This is a genomic window from Thalassobacterium maritimum (assembly GCF_031127805.1).
GTDB lineage: Bacteria > Verrucomicrobiota > Verrucomicrobiia > Opitutales > Coraliomargaritaceae > Thalassobacterium > Thalassobacterium maritimum.
The window spans coordinates 1-15,974 of record NZ_JARXHW010000069.1 but is presented as its reverse complement, the minus strand read 5'-3'; the positions used below and the strand labels follow the sequence as shown (position 1 = coordinate 15,974).

At 55.5% G+C, this 15,974-nt stretch carries 14 protein-coding genes; 5 read left to right on the top strand and 9 right to left on the bottom strand.

What is annotated here, in order from left to right:
• Positions 1–226 precede the first annotated feature (226 nt).
• Positions 227–1,171: a DMT family transporter gene (locus QEH52_RS18020; protein WP_308952348.1), complete on the bottom strand. Its 945-nt coding sequence runs from the start codon at positions 1,169–1,171 to the stop codon at positions 227–229.
• A gap of 21 nt (positions 1,172–1,192) precedes the next feature.
• Complete coding sequence (locus QEH52_RS18015) at positions 1,193–1,864, bottom strand: haloacid dehalogenase type II (RefSeq protein ID WP_308952347.1); 672 nt, start codon at positions 1,862–1,864, stop codon at positions 1,193–1,195.
• Between the two features lie 137 nt (positions 1,865–2,001).
• Here QEH52_RS18015 and QEH52_RS18010 point away from each other — a divergent pair, with 137 nt between their 5' ends.
• The 3 genes from QEH52_RS18010 to QEH52_RS18000 are packed head-to-tail and all read left to right on the top strand — an operon-like array spanning position 2,002 to position 3,614.
• Positions 2,002–2,340 carry a YbjQ family protein gene (locus QEH52_RS18010; protein WP_308952346.1) on the top strand — a complete coding sequence of 113 codons (339 nt, stop codon included), beginning with the start codon at positions 2,002–2,004 and terminating at the stop codon, positions 2,338–2,340.
• Between the two features lie 6 nt (positions 2,341–2,346).
• Positions 2,347–2,841 (top strand): YbjQ family protein, encoded by a 495-nt coding sequence (locus tag QEH52_RS18005; protein ID WP_308952345.1) that lies wholly within the window; start codon positions 2,347–2,349, stop codon positions 2,839–2,841.
• Positions 2,838–3,614 (top strand): M48 family metallopeptidase, encoded by a 777-nt coding sequence (locus QEH52_RS18000; RefSeq protein WP_308952344.1) that lies wholly within the window; start codon positions 2,838–2,840, stop codon positions 3,612–3,614. The genes QEH52_RS18005 and QEH52_RS18000 overlap by 4 nt, the downstream gene beginning before the upstream one ends.
• Positions 3,615–3,648: 34 nt before the next feature.
• On the opposite strand, the gene ruvB is transcribed toward QEH52_RS18000, so the two are convergent.
• The 7 genes from ruvB to QEH52_RS17965 form a co-directional block, all read right to left on the bottom strand.
• Positions 3,649–4,695: a Holliday junction branch migration DNA helicase RuvB gene (gene ruvB / locus QEH52_RS17995; protein WP_308952343.1), complete on the bottom strand. Its 1,047-nt coding sequence runs from the start codon at positions 4,693–4,695 to the stop codon at positions 3,649–3,651.
• A gap of 108 nt (positions 4,696–4,803) precedes the next feature.
• On the bottom strand, positions 4,804–5,310 hold the full coding sequence (locus QEH52_RS17990; RefSeq protein ID WP_308952342.1) for a cyclic nucleotide-binding domain-containing protein: 507 nt from the start codon (positions 5,308–5,310) through the stop codon (positions 4,804–4,806).
• Between the two features lie 342 nt (positions 5,311–5,652).
• The gene (locus QEH52_RS17985; RefSeq protein ID WP_308952341.1) at positions 5,653–6,303 is read right to left on the bottom strand and encodes a type 2 periplasmic-binding domain-containing protein; all 651 of its coding nucleotides are present in this window, start codon (positions 6,301–6,303) and stop codon (positions 5,653–5,655) included.
• Between the two features lie 422 nt (positions 6,304–6,725).
• Positions 6,726–7,472, bottom strand: a complete 747-nt coding sequence (locus QEH52_RS17980) for a hypothetical protein (RefSeq protein ID WP_308952340.1) — start codon at positions 7,470–7,472, stop codon at positions 6,726–6,728.
• Between the two features lie 252 nt (positions 7,473–7,724).
• Positions 7,725–10,904 (bottom strand): efflux RND transporter permease subunit, encoded by a 3,180-nt coding sequence (locus tag QEH52_RS17975; protein WP_308952339.1) that lies wholly within the window; start codon positions 10,902–10,904, stop codon positions 7,725–7,727.
• On the bottom strand, positions 10,905–12,080 hold the full coding sequence (locus QEH52_RS17970; protein WP_308952338.1) for an efflux RND transporter periplasmic adaptor subunit: 1,176 nt from the start codon (positions 12,078–12,080) through the stop codon (positions 10,905–10,907).
• Between the two features lie 58 nt (positions 12,081–12,138).
• On the bottom strand, positions 12,139–13,503 hold the full coding sequence (locus tag QEH52_RS17965) for an efflux transporter outer membrane subunit (protein WP_308952337.1): 1,365 nt from the start codon (positions 13,501–13,503) through the stop codon (positions 12,139–12,141).
• 394 nt (positions 13,504–13,897) lie between these two features.
• On the opposite strand from QEH52_RS17965, the gene QEH52_RS17960 reads away from it, so the two are divergent.
• Together QEH52_RS17960 and QEH52_RS17955 are read left to right on the top strand one after the other, a co-directional pair.
• The gene (locus tag QEH52_RS17960) at positions 13,898–14,599 is read left to right on the top strand and encodes an HNH endonuclease (protein WP_308952336.1); all 702 of its coding nucleotides are present in this window, start codon (positions 13,898–13,900) and stop codon (positions 14,597–14,599) included.
• A gap of 623 nt (positions 14,600–15,222) precedes the next feature.
• A complete protein-coding gene (locus QEH52_RS17955) occupies positions 15,223–15,747 on the top strand; it encodes a hypothetical protein (RefSeq protein ID WP_308952335.1) in 525 nt (174 codons plus the stop codon).
• Positions 15,748–15,974 lie beyond the last annotated feature (227 nt).

Sequence of the window (15,974 nt, the reverse complement as noted above, 5' to 3'; positions counted from 1 at the left end):
CATTCGATGTTCGACGTTGGGCGTTGGATGTTCGACGTTCCCTCCCTTTTGCCTCGGTTCTCAGAACCGGGGAGCGTCGTTTCGGCCTCGGCTACTGCAGCCAGTGCCACCGCTGCCAATGCGGAGATTGGCGATCCCGGGGAAAGCCGTGCAGTCAGTATTCCGTGGCCTCTACATTCGATGTTCGACGTTGAGCGTTGGACGTTCGACGTTCCCTCCTCCTTTCCTAAGGACGAATGCAGCGACCTTCCACGGGGGCTTCTTTGACTTGGGAAATGATGATGAGTGAGGTGACGACGATCAGGGCTCCGATGATGAGGCCGGGACGTAGGTTTTCGCCGGGGATGAAGAGGGTGGATTCGATCACGCCCATCAGAGGAATCAGGAAGCGAAAGGTGGAGAGCACATTGACACTGTAGAGCTCAATTAGACGATTCCAGAGTGTGAAAGCAGTGGCGGACAGGGCCGCGAGGTAGAGCGTGACCAAGAGGGTGGTGAGATTGAAGTGGGCGATGTAGCTGGACCAGGCGCTGGCAGAAATGAGCAAGAGCATGAGGCCGCCCAGACTGAGTGAAAATGCGGTGGTGCAACGACTGCCAGCGACGGGGGCGACTTTTTTCAGGAAGGTTGCGGCCACGGCGCCGGAACCGGATGCGGCGAGAAAGGCGAGCGTGCCGAGACCGGCGTTTTTTAAGTCGGCGCCGGGCTGGTAAATCGCACAGGCGATACCGATCGAACACACGCCCAGCAGTATCCAGTGAATGCGCTGGGGCGGAGCGGTCTTGAGTATCATCGGCGCGAGCAACATCCACCAGAAACTGCCCGAGCCCACCAGCAGGGCCCCGAGGGTGCCGGTTGAAATGCTGAGCCCGTAGTAAAAGAAGATGTATTGAAAGAAGGTCTGCCCGAGCACCACCGCCATCAGTGGTCCACGTGGGGCTTGCTTGAGTTTTTCTATGATGGGGCCACGACAAAAGGGGAGCACCATCAGTCCTGCCAGTACGAAGCGACTGCCCGCGAAGACCAGTTGTTCGCCGTAGCCGGTGATTTGTAAGGCGGCATAGCTGTTCTTGATGACGGGGAATGCGCTGCCCCATAGGGTGGCACAAATCAAGACCTGTAGGTAGAAACTGACTGGCAATTGAGTCAGTGGTGGCGCTTTAGCTGGCATATGCGATGGATTGGACGCGGTTTAAGCGAGGCGCTGGGCCAATTCTGTGAGATCGCGCAGCACGTAGTCGGGGCGCGCGGTGTTGGGATAGAGCGCGGTGCCGGGGCGTTGGATGAAGGCGGTCTGCAAGCCGACGTTTTTTGCGCCGGCGAGGTCCCATGCGTGCGCGGCCACCATCAATACTTGCTCGGGCTCGAGCGCGAGGTCGTCGAGCACCATGCGGTAGACGCCGCTGTGTGGCTTGTATTTGCGCACGCTCTCGACGCTGTAGCTGTTGTCCAATAGCGGCTCGATGCCGGCGTTGCTTAGTTGGGCTTGGGCTCCGCTGGCAGAGGAGTTGGTCAATGTGGCCAGGCGGTAGCCTTGTTGGCGTAGCTGCTGGAGCGCTGCCAGCACTTCGGGGTGCGGGGGCAGGCTGTTGAGGGGGCCGACGACGGCCTCTTGCGCGGCCTCCGCGCTGAGCTCGATTTGCTGCGTCTCCGCTAGCATGCGCAGGGCGGCGGTGCCGATTTCGTCAAAGCCGTGGAAGTCTTGGGTCAGGGTTTCGACTAGTGAATAATGCAGCATGGTGGAGAACCAGAGCGGCAACAGATCTTCGCGCCCCCCCAGTGCGTGGCCGATCGACTTGCGTAGTGGACGGAGGTCGAGCAAGGTCTCGTTGACGTCGAATAGGAGGACTGTAGGCTGGATCATGCGGCTATCTATGCCTGTTTGCGGCAATCTTCAAGCTGAAGACTGTAGTTTATGTGCTTCATTCGCTCGAGTGTGGGCGTGACAAAAACTAAGAGAAAGCACTCGACTTGCTATGAACTTGAGCGTTACTTATTCGTATGAACTTATCGAGCATTCAAGGGGTGGTGTTAACCAATGTAGAACAGGTGCCGGGCAAAACGATTGTGGAGCACTACGGTTTGGTGACGGGCAATACCGTGCGCGCGAAGCATGTGGGGCGCGACATTGCGGCTAGTTTTAAAAATTTAGTGGGTGGCGAGTTGAAGGGCTACACCGAATTATTGGGGGATGCGCGCGAGCAAGCGACGACGCGGATGGTGGAGCAGGCGCAGGCCTTAGGCGCCAATGCGGTGGTGAATGTTCGCTTCTCGACTTCGGCTGTGGCGCAAGGTGCGGCTGAGTTATATGTCTATGGCACCGCGGTGCGGGCAGAGTAAGCGGCCATGGATGATTCCGCAGATACCATCAATTTGCTGCTGCTGATCTTGGTCTATGGCATGCCAGTGTTTCTGGCAGTCTTTGGCTTGGTTGTGGGCAGTATTTTAGAACGTCGGCATTTCGCTTCTATCCGTCAGCGGGAGCTGCAGCATGCGAGACTGCCGATCTTTCCGACGCGTTCCGCTGATGCCGATCGGACTGTCGTGGACGGTCATCTGGTGGTGGCCTCGGTCGTGGTCTCGCTGGATTATTTTAAGAAAATCTTAGCTTCGCTGCGAAATATTTTTGGTGGTAATGTCCGTAGTTATGAGAGTTTGCTAGACCGCGCGAAGCGCGAGGCGATTTTGCGGCTGAAGGAGCAGGTGCCTGATTGTGATGCCATCATTAATCTGCGGCTGGAAACGTCCAACCTTGCCAATGTGCACTCGCGCAAGAAGGGGATCGGTGGAGTGGAAGTGATCGCCTATGGCACGGCGATTCGTTACCGGTCGGAAAATTGAAATACGTTGCACGCGATCTAGGGGCGAGTGCCGAAAACAGTAGCGGCGGCGGAGGCCGGGGGCTCGCGCGTGAGTTGCTGACTCTGGCGCTTTTGACGGTATGCGTGCTCAGCTTACTTTATTTTTTGGCTGGCTTGGTGACGGACTTTGCAGTGGCGCGCATTTCGCCGGCAAGGGAGGCCGCCTTATTTGAGGGGCATTTCGTTGATGAGTTTGCCGAGGAGGTGCCCGAGGCCTATGCGCAGCAATGGCGCAAAGCCGAAGCTATTTTAGCCAAAGTGCAACAAGCCACAGGCGTGCCGCCGCTGCACTATCAGCTTGGCTATCAGTCGTCTACGCAGCCGAATGCCTTTGCCCTGCCCGGAGGCCACATCATCCTGACGCAAGGTCTGCTCGACGCGCTGGATGCGGAGATCGCCTTGGCTTTTGTCTTAGCACACGAATTAGGACACTTCGCGGGGCGTGATCACTTGCAACGCTTAGGCCGTCAACTTGGTTTTGGCGCTGGGTTGATGCTTCTGACGGGCTTTCAAAGTAATGCTCTCTTCGATACAGTCTCGAACTTTCTAGCTCTGAATTACAGTCGTGAAGAAGAGCGCGCGGCGGATCGTTTTGCATTGCAGGTGCTGGATCAAGTTTACGGTAGTCGCGATGGGGCTGAGCGCTTGTTTGAGATCCTAGAGCAAGAAGAGCAGTTGCCCGGATGGGCCTATATGTTTCAGACTCACCCCGACACCGCTGAGCGTATCCGTGAGATACACGAGGTCAGGTAAGAGTGAACCAAGCCTCAATTGGCTTATTGCAGGCTTATAGCAGTTCTGCTTGGGCGCCGCCTTTGGGCTCCAGCCCGATCACGTGCCAGCCCTTTTCTGTCAGCACGCGACCTTGTGCGGTGCGTTGCAGGTAGCCTTCCTGAATCAAAAAGGGCTCATGCACTTCTTCCAAGGTGTGGGCTTCTTCGCCGACCGCGACCGCCACCGTGCCGAGGCCGACGGGGCCGCCGCGGTAGTTTTCCGCCATGACGCGCATGACCTGCTTGTCCATTTCGTCCAAGCCGCGTTGGTCGATCTCCAAGAGTTCCAGTGCGGCGGCAGCGGAGGTTTGGGTGATGGTGCCGTTGCCACGTTGTTGGGCGTAGTCGCGGCAGAAGTTGACCAAGTTATTGGCGATGCGCGGGGTGCCGCGGGCGCGACGCGCGATCTCGGCTGCGCCTGCGGGCTCGAAGGGAACTTCCAGGATGCCACAAGTGCGCTCGATGATGCCCTGCAGCACGCTGTGGCTGTAATAGTTGAGACGGGTCTGCAGGGTGAAACGACTGCGCAGGGGAGCGGTGAGCAAGCCCATGCGGGTGGTGGCACCGAGTAGGGTGAAGCGGGGGAGGTTGAGCCGCACGCTGCGGGCGTTGGGTCCTTGATCGATCATGATGTCGATCCGGAAGTCTTCCATCGCGGAGTAGAGATACTCTTCCACCGTCTTGGGGATGCGGTGGATCTCGTCGATAAAGAGAATGTCGCCCTCGTTCAGGTTGGTCAAAAGGCCGGCGAGGTCGGCTGGCTTATCGATGACGGGCCCAGAGGTGATGTTCACCTTGGTGCCCATTTCGTTGCCGAGGATGAGCGAGAGGGTGGTCTTACCCAAGCCGGGAGGGCCGCTGAGGAGAATGTGGTTGAGCGGCTCGCCGCGATCACGCGCCGCGCCGACCATCACCTTCAGCCGCTCGAGGGTCTTATCTTGTCCCGCGAAGTCGCTAAACGAGAGCGGGCGCAAGGCCGACTCTTCCGCGTTTTCAGGCGCGGACAGAGTTTGCTCGATAAAGTCGGTGCCGGTCGGCGGATCTTCGGAGGAAAAGGACATGTGTGAAGTTTGAAGTGTGAAGTTGGAAGTGTGAGCTTGAAGTGAGAAGCTAGCCGGGGGAAGTTTGAAATGACTTGAGTCGTGGTGGCCCGGCTGGCGGCACTTCGTCTACACCTCCACTGGCGTGCCGGGCTGCTTTTTCAATAACATCATATCGGTGTATTGCAGCTTGCGGGCAAGATCGCGGGCGAGGTTGACCATCAGTTGGCAAAAGATGTCGGGCGCCTCGCCGCGCAATTTGTTTAAGTTGCGGCGTGAGAGCATGATGAGTGTGCAGTCTTCGGCAGCGACAAAAGAGGCGGTGTTATTGATCAGCGAGAGCATAGCCGCCTCGCCAAAGCAGTCGCCCACATGGAAACTGCGCTTGCTGACTGTGACGGAGCGATCAGTGATCTGTAGCTCTACTTGGCCCTCTTGAATGATGTAAAGGTGGGAGGGCTCTTCCCCTTCTTTGGCGATGTAGGCGCCTTTTGCGAAGTGAGCGACTTGAAAATGCTGGAAAATGAGTGCTCGCTTTTCATCTGTGATCCCGCCGAGAAATGAGATCTTTTCGAGAATCGGTAAAACGGATTCGGGATCTGCCAGTGCTTCGAATTGTGGTTTCGGGGGGATCATGATTCAGCGCGCGACTTGTGATAAGAGATCTGTCGGCTCTGAATCTTTTGTAAGCAGGCCACTTCGTCAAGTCTTGGTCTTTTCGTAGTGCTCAGTGTGACAGGCGAGGCGCCTGTCTTACGTAGGACAGACACTCTTGTCTGTCTTTGCGTAGTGCTCGGTGTGACAGGCGAGGCGCCTGTCTTACGTAGGACAGACACTCTTGTCTGTCTTTGCGTAGTGCTCAGTGTGACAGGCGAGGCGCCTGTCTTACGTAGGACAGACACTCTTGTCTGTCTTTATAAACAATAAGAGCACTCCTTGGCTTTAAGGAGTGCTCTCAATGTGCGTGACTACATTGAGTTACGCTTTGAACTTGCGGCGACAGCCTACAAAACCGAAGGCGAACAAGCTCGCAAGTGCAGCATATGCGGATGGCTCAGGAACCACTGTAACGTTGATGCCTTGATTGCCGGAGTCCCAACGAATTTCATAGCTGGCCGGCGCAAATCCTAAAGCAGCTATTGTTGTATCTTCCCATGTGGCTGATCCCGCGTAGGCTACGGAGTCAAATATCTTATCATTATCATGGTCGTAGGCTAAGTTCAGCGAAGTATATCCATTAGTATAAAACTGGGCGTAAAAGCTCCCAGTTCCGGTAACTGTACTGGTGTCTGTCGCTATGCGGCCGGCATTTTTGTTTGTAGCTATAACATCGCCGTTAATTCGGTTTAAGCTAAAATCAGTGACAGAGATGAGTTGATTTGTTGTAGCATCGCTACCAGAATATAGAATTATAGAACTAGTGAAAGAGAAGCTTGTTGGCGTTTCTCCGACATACCCTCCTGCTGTGTCATAGTTAAGTCCATTTACATTATCGTAGCCTCCTGAAATCGTATATTCTACGTCGTCGCCTACTTGCTCGATCACTACGTTGACGTAAGCGAAAGAGCTAAGTGGAAAGCTTAAGATAGTTGCAGAGAGTGCAAGTAGATTACGGATTATTTTTTTCATTATGATATTTTTTGTTCATATAAGATGTATCATACACCTTACTTCTTGCTGATCATCGACGTATCTATATCTGGGATACACTATACAAGGTATTTGAGGATTGAATCCTTACTTTAACCAAAAATTAACATCATCCGATTCAGGTCACTAGTGTCTGTCTTTAGGTAGTGCTCAGTGTGACAGGCGAGGCGCCTGTTTTACGTAGGACAGACACTCTTGTCTGTCTTTACGTAGTGCTCGGTGTGACAGGCGAGGCGCCTGTTTTACGTAGGACAGACACTCTTGTCTGTCTTTACGTAGTGCTCGGTGTGACAGGCGAGGCGCCTGTCTTACGTAGGACAGACACTCTTGTCTGTCTTTATAAACAATAAGAGCACTCCTTGACTTTAAGGAGTGCTCTCAATGTGTGTGACTAGATTGAGTTACGCTTTGAACTTGCGGCGATAGCCTACAAGAGCGAAGGCGAACAGGCTCGCGAGTGTAGCATATGCGGATGGCTCAGGCACGGTTGCGATGCCAACTACGCTAGGATCTAGAACACCACCGCTGCTGTCTGAGAAATAAATTCCGTATGCGTCCGTGCCCCCTGTGGAATTGAAATCTGACAAGAAGACGCCGGATCCACGTAGTGTTGCTGAAATAGTCGATCCGGCGGTACTGCGTTCTGCGCTAAAAGCGAATAAGTCTCCAGAGCCTGCGCCAACGTTGCCGAAATTTACTGCGGTGCCTGCAATGTTGTTACCGCTGGAGTCGATCAAGCCCATTGCCAGCGTTTCGCCTGTGCCTGAGGTCACCAATTCAGTGACAAAAATCAAGTCTTGTGCGGTGATGACGCGTCCAAAGTTTACCTTAGTTGTGCCGTGAGTGATGTTTAATACTCCATCCGTGAGGATGCTGTTGCTTAAGGCGGCGACTGCTGAGCTGGGATCCTCACCGTCGGTGAAATAATATCCAGGTGTGCTCCCTATGATACCTGTCCCGTATTCGAAGTTTGAGTAAGTTTGGCCGCTAACTGTTATGGATGTGAAGGACACTGGATCGGTCATTGTGCCTACAATTGGCACGTCATAGGTGGCGGCGGTAATGGGGGCGACTGCTGCGTTTGAAATAGATGATAGCGCGACTGCGGTGGCTGCGATGACAAGCGTTTTTGGGAGTGAGATATACATAGTGTAATTGAGGGGTAGTGATTGGCTTTGTTGTATATCAACAAAGTTAACGCTATTATCCTGTGTAATCGCGGGTAATTTGCACACTAATGTCAAGTGGCTGACAGAAATGTCAATAGAGTGCAAGTCGTCTCAGCTATGTGGATCGGGACGTTGCTTGAAGCGGCGTCGCGGCGTTCTAATTGTAATGAGCGATGCTGAGCTTTAATGCGAACAGCCCAAGCCCAAGCTCTTGTGAGTTCGGATACTTGGCTAGCTTTCTGTTTTTTCTCCGAAGATCATGCCGCGCCAGTGGCTGCAGGAGTGGCTGAAGCCACTGCGTAGGTCGTTGGCGATTAGGATCATGATCGGCAGCAACACCAGTGTGATGCCGGTAGCGAAGACGACGCCGAAGCCGACGGATACGGCCATGGGCTTTAAGAATTGTGCCTGGGTCGATGTTTCTGCGAGTAGTGGGATTAAGCCTACAAAGGTGGTGAGCGTGGTGAGCAAGATGGCGCGGAAGCGCTCGCCGCCTGCGCGGATGATGCGCTCGGCGAGTGGGGTGTCGGGGGCTTCGATGCCTAAGTCGTCGAGGCGCGACATCAACACCAGTGAGTCGTTGACCACGATGCCGCTGAGTGCGAGGATGCCGAAGACGGATAGGATGCTGATCGGGATGCCGATGAGAAAGTGCCCGAGCAAGGCGCCGATGATACCGAAGGGAATCACGGACATGATGAATAGGGGCTTGGTGTAGGACTTGAGGGGCACCGCGATCAAAATGTAGATCATTAGGATCGAAAACCCGAAGCCGCGCAGTAGGGATTGCACGGACTTGGCGCGTTGCTCGGCTTCGCCGTAGAGGTTGATGCTGACGTTGGGGTGCTCTGCCAGGAAGGTGGGGAAGTAATCTTCGCCCAGTAGTGCCAGGACTTCTTCACTGGAGGTGACGGCCTTATCAATGTCTGCTTTGACGGAGACGATGCGGTTGTTGTCGAAGCGTTCGATGGAGGCGAGGGAGTCGCCGTAGGCGGTGTCGGCGACGACGGAGAAGGGCACGGCGCTGCCGTCGTCGGTGCGGATGCGCATGTCGCGCAGTGTTTCTAACTGGCTGCGTTCTTCGATCGGGTAGCGGACCATGACTTTAACTTCGTCGCGACCGCGTTGCACGCGTTGGGCTTCGGTGCCGTAGAAGGCGCTACGCACGTTGTTGGCCAGTAGTTGCTTGTTGTAGCCTGCGGCCTGACCGGCGGGCGTGAGCTGCACTTGTATCTCGGGACGTCCGGAGTCGAAGGTGTCTTGGATGTCATGGATTCCTGGATACGTGGCGACTTTGGCTTTCATGGCCTCTGCGGCGACTTGTAGGTCGTCCAACGACTGACTGGCGAGTTGTATTTCGAGGCCTTGCCCGGGGCCGCGGGTGCCGGAAATAGTGAGTGCTTTGGCGCCGGAGATGGGCGGGATTTTGGAACGCCATGCTTTAACAATGTCGCCGGTGGTGATGGTGCGGGTCTCGGATGTGGTGAGCTCGGCCGCGATGGAGGCTGCGGTATTGGAGGAGGCGTTGACGGAGATGTGGCGGAGTAGGGTTTCGCCGGACTTACTTTCCAGCTCACGAATGGTTTGCTGCAGGGCGTCGGCGATCATGTTGGCATTCTCGTGCAGGTAATCCACTGGCAGGCCTTGCTCGAGTTCGAGGTTGGCTGAAATGGAATCGCGATAGATATCGGGGAAGAAGACGAAGCGCAGCTTGCCTGAAGGCAGTAGGCCGATGACTAGAATCAGCACGGCGATAAAGGCGGCCAAGGTGACGTAGCGGTAGGGAATCATGGCGCGCAGGGCCGGTTGATAGAGGCGCTGGACGAAATACTTGAGTCCGCGAGCGATCGCCTCTTGGAAGCGAGCCCAGCGACGACTGATGAAATTCTTCGGCTCGTGTTTGATCCGAATGTGGTTCAGGTGGGAGGGCAGTATAAGTTTGGATTCAACCAGTGAGAAGATCAGGCAGAGAATCACGCCTGTGGCGATCTGGCCGAAAACATTGCCCATGCGGCCGGACACTTGAGTGAGCGGATAGAAGGCGGCGATGGTGGTGAGCACGCCGAAGGTGGCGGGCGTGACGACCTTAGAGACCCCGCGCACGGTGGAGTGCAGGTCGTTTTTGTGATGCTCGCCTTTGGCTTCGTCCTCTTCTTTGGTGCTATAGATGGATTCGCCGATCACGATCGCGTCGTCGACGATGATCCCGAGCACGATAATAAAGGCGAAGGCGGTGAGCTGATTGAGCGAAATGTCGATCAGCGGAAAAGGGAATGCGGCCAATGCGCCGGCGATCGAGATGGGAATGCCAAGCGCGACCCAGAAGGCGAGCCGTAGATTGAGAAAGAGGGCGAGAGAGATTAAGACCAAGAGCACGCCTAGGATGCCATTGTCGATGAGTAGCTTGAGGCGGGAGCGGATGGACTCGGAGCCGTCTTGCCAGCTGCTGATTTGCACGCCTTCGGGCAGGCCATACACTTCGGCATAGCTGGCCACGAACTGAGTGGCTTCGTCGGCGGCTTTAATGATGTCGTTGTCACCCTCGGAAGTGATCGAGAGTCCGACGGAGGGCTGCCCGTTAAAGCGGCTCAGGTATTCTTGATCGACAAATCCGTCGCGAATTTCGGCGATGTTCCCGAGTAAGATGCGGGTGCCATCGGCTTCGGTGCGTAGTGGGATCTTGGCGAAGTCGGCCGCGACATAGGCCTGGTCGCGGGTGCGCACGGAAATGTCGCCACTGTCGCTGCGCACGACACCACCGGAGAGGTCGATGGAGTTGTTGGAGATCGCGTCGGCGACTTCGTTGAATGTGAGGTTGTAAGCGCGTAGTTGATTCTCGGATACTTCGACCGAGACTTCGTAATCGCGGGCACCGCTGGTTTCGACCAGAGTGATGTTTTTCAGTTTGAGTAGATCGTCGCGCAGGGTGCGGGCAGCTTCTTTGAGCACGCTTTCGGCGACATCGCCGTAGAGGTTGACCCGCAATACATCGTGCGAGCGTTGGTTTTCGGTGATGATGGGTTTCTCGGCTTGTTCGGGAAAGCTGGAGATGGCGTCGACTTGAATTTTGACATCGTCCAGCAGTTTGGTGATCGAATAATCTTCGATCGCGTTTATGGTGACCTTGGCGTTCGATTCGGTGGAGGTGCTACTGATGTGGTCGATGCCTTTGATGCCTTGCAAGGATTCTTCAATTTTGATCGCTACCCCGCGCTCGACATCTTCCGGGGTGCCTCCACGAAAGGGAACGCTGACAGTGACGCTTTCCGCGTCGAAGGAAGGGAAGGCTTCCTTGCGCACGCTGATGGCTGTGGAGATCCCCATGCCGAGGATAATCAGCATCAGGATGTTGGCGACGACGGTGTTGTCGCAAAACCACGCGATGATTGGATGTTTTTTGATGGGACTCATTTAGCGTGCTTTCGCGTGTGGTTGAACTTTTTGGCCGATGCGAAATGAATTCAACGGGCGAGTGGCGATCTTAAGTATGGAATCTTTGGATACGGCATCGATATGTAGAATGAGTTCGTCGCCGTCGGCCACCAGTCGGGTGACGGGCAATTGCTGCAGTGTATCATCGGCATCGACGATCCAGACAAAGCGGTCTTCGACCAGTGCGGTATTGGGCACGCGGAAGGCATCTTCAATGGTGCGGGCAGGGATGCGTGCGTCGACGAAGGAGCCGATTGGTAGGAAGGCCTGTGGATTGGCAAAGGGCTCGGCGATTTCGCCGATGACGTAAATGACTTGATTGTTGAGATCGACGCTGGGTTCTGTGCGAGTGATGGTAGCGGTCCACTGTGCGTTGGGCTGAGTGGCTGTGGTGAGTGTGGCCCGTAGGGGGGCTTTGTTGGCCGAGTCCGCAGAGGGGGTCTGCAAGTGGAGGCGTTGCACTTGGGTGGCCGTGAGTGGTAGTCGCACTTCGGCTTTTTCGGTGGCGATTAGGCTGCCGAGGGTGCTGCCGTTATTGACGATGTTACCCGGGCTGGCGCTGCGGTTTTGGATGATTGCATCAAAGGGAGCGCGAATTTTTGTGCGGTCGAGATCCAGCTGTGCTTTTTGTAGGCTGGCTTGAGCGGAGGCGACGCTGGCTTGGGCGGCGGCGAGTTGTGGTTGGCGCAGGGTGAGCTCGCTGGCGTCTTCCAGGGCGCGGCCGGACTCGGTCCAGTCTTGAGCGGCCAGGTCGGCGCGAATGCTCTCCTCGCTGAGTGCTTGTTGCATGCTGGCGAGGTTGGCCTCTTCTTGAGCGATTAGGGCTTGATAGTCGGATGGATCAATTTCCACCAGTAGCTCGCCAGCCTGCACGAATTGACCTGCGTTGAAACTGGGGCTGATGTGTCGGATTTCGCCGCTGACTTGAGCGGAGAGTTGCGCTTCGAAGAAACTTTGTACGTTGCCGTAGGTGGTGATGTCCGGCGTGGTCGCTTGTGCTTGGACTTCCACATAGCTCACGCTGGGGATGATCGCGGGGGGCGTGACATTGGGCCGCTCGGGCTTGTTCTTAATCATGACCCAGATGATTAGCGTGGCCAGGATGAGGATCGCCGGTAGGAGGACGATATTGGAGATGCGTTGTAATGCGGTCATACGGAATGTTGCAGGCTGCTTGAGCGGTCGTTTGCTTGGGTGAGAGAGGAGAGGATTCTTAGAAGCCTTTGCCCAAGGCGAGGGCGAGGCTGACGCGGTTGCTGAGTCGTAGATTGTGTAAGCTGATGGTTTGGGCTTCGGTGCTGAAGACACGGCGCTGCGCCTCGAGGAGATCCAGAATGTCGATCAGGCCGGATTCGTAGTCGCGCAGGCTTTTGGCTTCGGCGCGGCGGGCGGCTGCCAGTGCTTCCAGACGCGCCGTTTCTTCGTGGGCTAGGTAGGCTTCCGAGTTGAGCGCGTTTTCCACTTCGGTGAATGCATTAATGACGACGGCGCGGTAGTTTTGGTACGCTTGCTCGGCGCGGGTATCGGCGGCTCCGACTTCCGCGCGGCGTTGACCCGCTTCGAAAATGGGGGCGCTGATTTGACCGGCGAGTGACCACACATCGAAGGCGCTGCGTCCAAGGTCGGACAATGTATCGGAGCTGCGGCCGCCACTGGCGGTGAGTGTAAAAGAAGGAAACAGGTCCGCATAGGCGGCACGTGCCAGGGCATCCGCGGCGCGGATGTTTTGATAGGCAGCAATAATGTCGGGGCGTGCCAGCAGCAGCTCCGAAGGCAGGCCGCTGGGAATGCTGCGATCCAGGGCGGGCCAGTTCGTTGAAGCTGACAGGCTGGCGTCAGGGTATTGGCCGAGCAGAGCTTTCAGGGCGCGGGCGCTTTGGTCGCGAGCGTCTTTGCTGGATTCGTAGTCGGCGCGGGCGCTGGCGGCATCGGTATGCGCGAGCTCCACTTCAGTGATTGTGACGATGCCTTGTTCGTATCGGCGCTGCACCAGTTGGTGGGTGTCGGCAAAGCTGTCTCGCTCGCGTTCGGCCAGGTTCAGTTGTTTCTCCGCCGCGATCAAATTAAACCAGGCCTGCATGGTTTGGGCGGCCAGTGATTGGCGGGTGGCTTGGTAGTTCGCCTCGCTGGCAAATTGGTCCGCTTGGGCGGCGCGTGTTTGATTGCGAAGCTCGCCCCACAGATCGACCTCCCATTCCACATCTAAGCTGGCAGAAAAAGTATTGCTGGCAGCGCTTGAGTTGGAGCCGGCGCGACTGGCAGAGCCATTGCCGCTCAAAGAAGGAAACAGAGCCCCGCGGGATTTTTCAAAATTAAAGCCCGCTTCATCCATCTCTGAAGCCGCGATCAGCAAGTCCGGATTGTGAGCCCATGCTTGCTCGACCAGTTGCTTGAGCTGAGGGTCATCGAAAAGCTCCAGTAAAGAATCGACCAGTTCCAAGTCCGGATACTCGCTGGAGGCATAGGTCGGAGCAATGGCCAGCGCCTCATCGACTTGCTGCGCACGTTTTTCGGGAATGCTGACACAGCTGGTAAACAGCAGCGTAAAAGGAAGGCAAAAGTAGAATGTAGATTTCACTGTGTAGTCGTCGATAAAAGTGCGCCGTCAGCGTTGGATCCGCTGACGGCGCCTAGGCTCGCAAAGTAAAGGAGCATTTTTGAGAATTATTCAAACAATTGTTTGAAAGAAATGGTAGTTTTTTCGGATTGCTTGTCTATTGAATCAGGCAAGAGAAAAGGCCCGAATGAAGACATCGTCAGGTGCGGCGCATAGTTTCAGAATCTTTTAAATTTTTATGTCGAAGTGTTTTTTTTGCCCGCTGGGCTCGTCGGCCCCGATCCAGAGGATCGAGGATACGCAGCCTCGGAACGCCTCGAAACTTTGTTCCGGGGGAGTGTATTGCTTACTTCTTGCAGGTGAGTTTATGTGACATTTACACTGATGGCATAAATCCATCGATTCGTTTTAAGAAATGAGCCTTTTTACCTATATTATCGATCTCCCGCAAAAGAGTGCCCAGACTGGCTCGATCACAGCCAAAACGGAACATGAAGCCCGCGAGCAAATTTCCCAAAAATATCCTGAGGGGCAACATCTACTCCTGGAAGCACAAGCAGCGTTGAACTCGGCACCAGTTCAGAAAGCGGTCAAAAAAGCGACGAAGAAGGCGGCGAAGAAGGCGGCGAAGAAAGTTGTAGCGAAGGGGCTGTCTAAACTCGAAAGATATTTATATCTTCAGCATGGACGGTGTTTTTTTTGTGGTGAGAAGCTTCGGCTCGAAGATGCGAGTGTTGAGCATCTCAACCCTGTGTCAAAAGGGGGTACGCGAACTGAAGATAATGAGGTCGCTTGTTGTGCTACGGTTAATCACACATTTGGTGATATGGATTTGAAGCGAAAGTTTGAGTTCGTCTTAAAATCCTCGAGTGATTTCAAATGTCCGCGTGTGAAAGGGAAAGCCTCCACAGCTGTTGTGCCTGAGAAGCTTTTATTGGCTGCGACGCCCGAGAATCATGGACTTGCCTGGTCTGAGAAGGAAGAAAAGCAGCTCCTCTCTCGGTATCAGCAGGATATGGAAATCGAAGCGATTGCTCAGAGGCACAAGCGAGGTGTGGGAGCGATTCGGGCTCGATTGGTCAAGCTGGGACAGATCGAAGAAATGAATCAAACTTAGGTTACGGTCTATGATTCTATGAGTTTCTGCGATCCCGCAGGGCCGCCGGCCCCGATCCAGAGGATCGAGGATACGTGGCCTCGGAACTTCGTTCCGGGGGGCGTGTTGCTGGTCTTCCCACTTCGCACTCTCGGCTCCCTACTGGCCCACTGGCCCGCAGGGCCGCCTGCCCCGATCCAGAGGATCGAGGATACGTAGCCTCGGAACTTTGTTCCGGGGAGCGTGCGGCTGGTCTTCCCACTTCGCACTCTCTACTGCCTACTGGCCCACTGGGCCCCCAGCCCCGATCCAGAGGATCGAGGATACGTGGCCTCGGAACTTTGTTCCGGGGAGGGTGCGGCTGGTCTTCCCACTTCGCACTCTCGGCTCCCTACTGGCCCACTGGCCCGCAGGGCCCCCGGCCCCGATCCAGAGGATCGAGGATACGTAGCCTCGGAACTTTGTTCCGGGGAGCGTGTTGCTGGTCTTCCCACTTCGCACTCTCTACTGCCTACTGGCCCGCAGGGCCCCCGGCCCCGATCCAGAGGATCGAGGATACGTGGCCTCGGAACTTCGTTCCGGGGGGCGTGTTGTCGTTTATATTTGTCTTGTCTTAATGGCGTTAACTTTCGTAGTTTGGGTTCATGTGGAATGAGCGCCGACTCCCCCGACTGCCAGCTGAGTTTTATCAGGGATCGGCGCATGTGATGTGGACCTATGTAGTTAAAGACCGGCGTCAGGGTTGGTTGGGGGATGCGTTTCATTCTCTGTTTCGAGAAAGACTTTTGCACACTTGTGCGAGGTATCATTTGGGCTGCGCGCGTTATGTGCTGATGCCGGATCACCTGCATTTGATTTGGGTGGGGGCTGCAGCTCGCAGTGATCAGTTAAAGGCGACTAAGTTTCTTCGGCGCTATTTACCTTTGGAGTGGGTGAAGCAGCCGCATGATCATGTGCTACGCGAGGAGGCACGTGGGCGGAACGCGTTTGCAGATACGTGTAATTATTTGCGTCAGAACCCCGTGCGCGCGAAACTTGTTAAGTCCGCACAAGATTGGGACTTCGCGGGCAGTATGGTGCCCGGCTTTCCAGACCTGAATGAGTGGGAGAGCGATTCCTTTTGGAAGTGTTTTTCAGCTTATCAAAAATCGTTGCTGGACGAGACTTAAGAAGTCCAGCCGTCCCCGATCCAGAGGATCGAGGATACGTAGCTTCGGAACTTTGTTCCGGGGAGCGTGCTGCTGGGCTTTCCACTTCCCACTCTCGGCTCCCTACTGGCCCACTGGCCCGCAGGGCCCCCAGCCCCGATCCAGAGGATCGAGGATACGTAGCCTCGGAACTTCGTTCCGGGGAGCGTGCTGCTGGACTTCGCACTCTCGACTTCCTACTGGCCCGC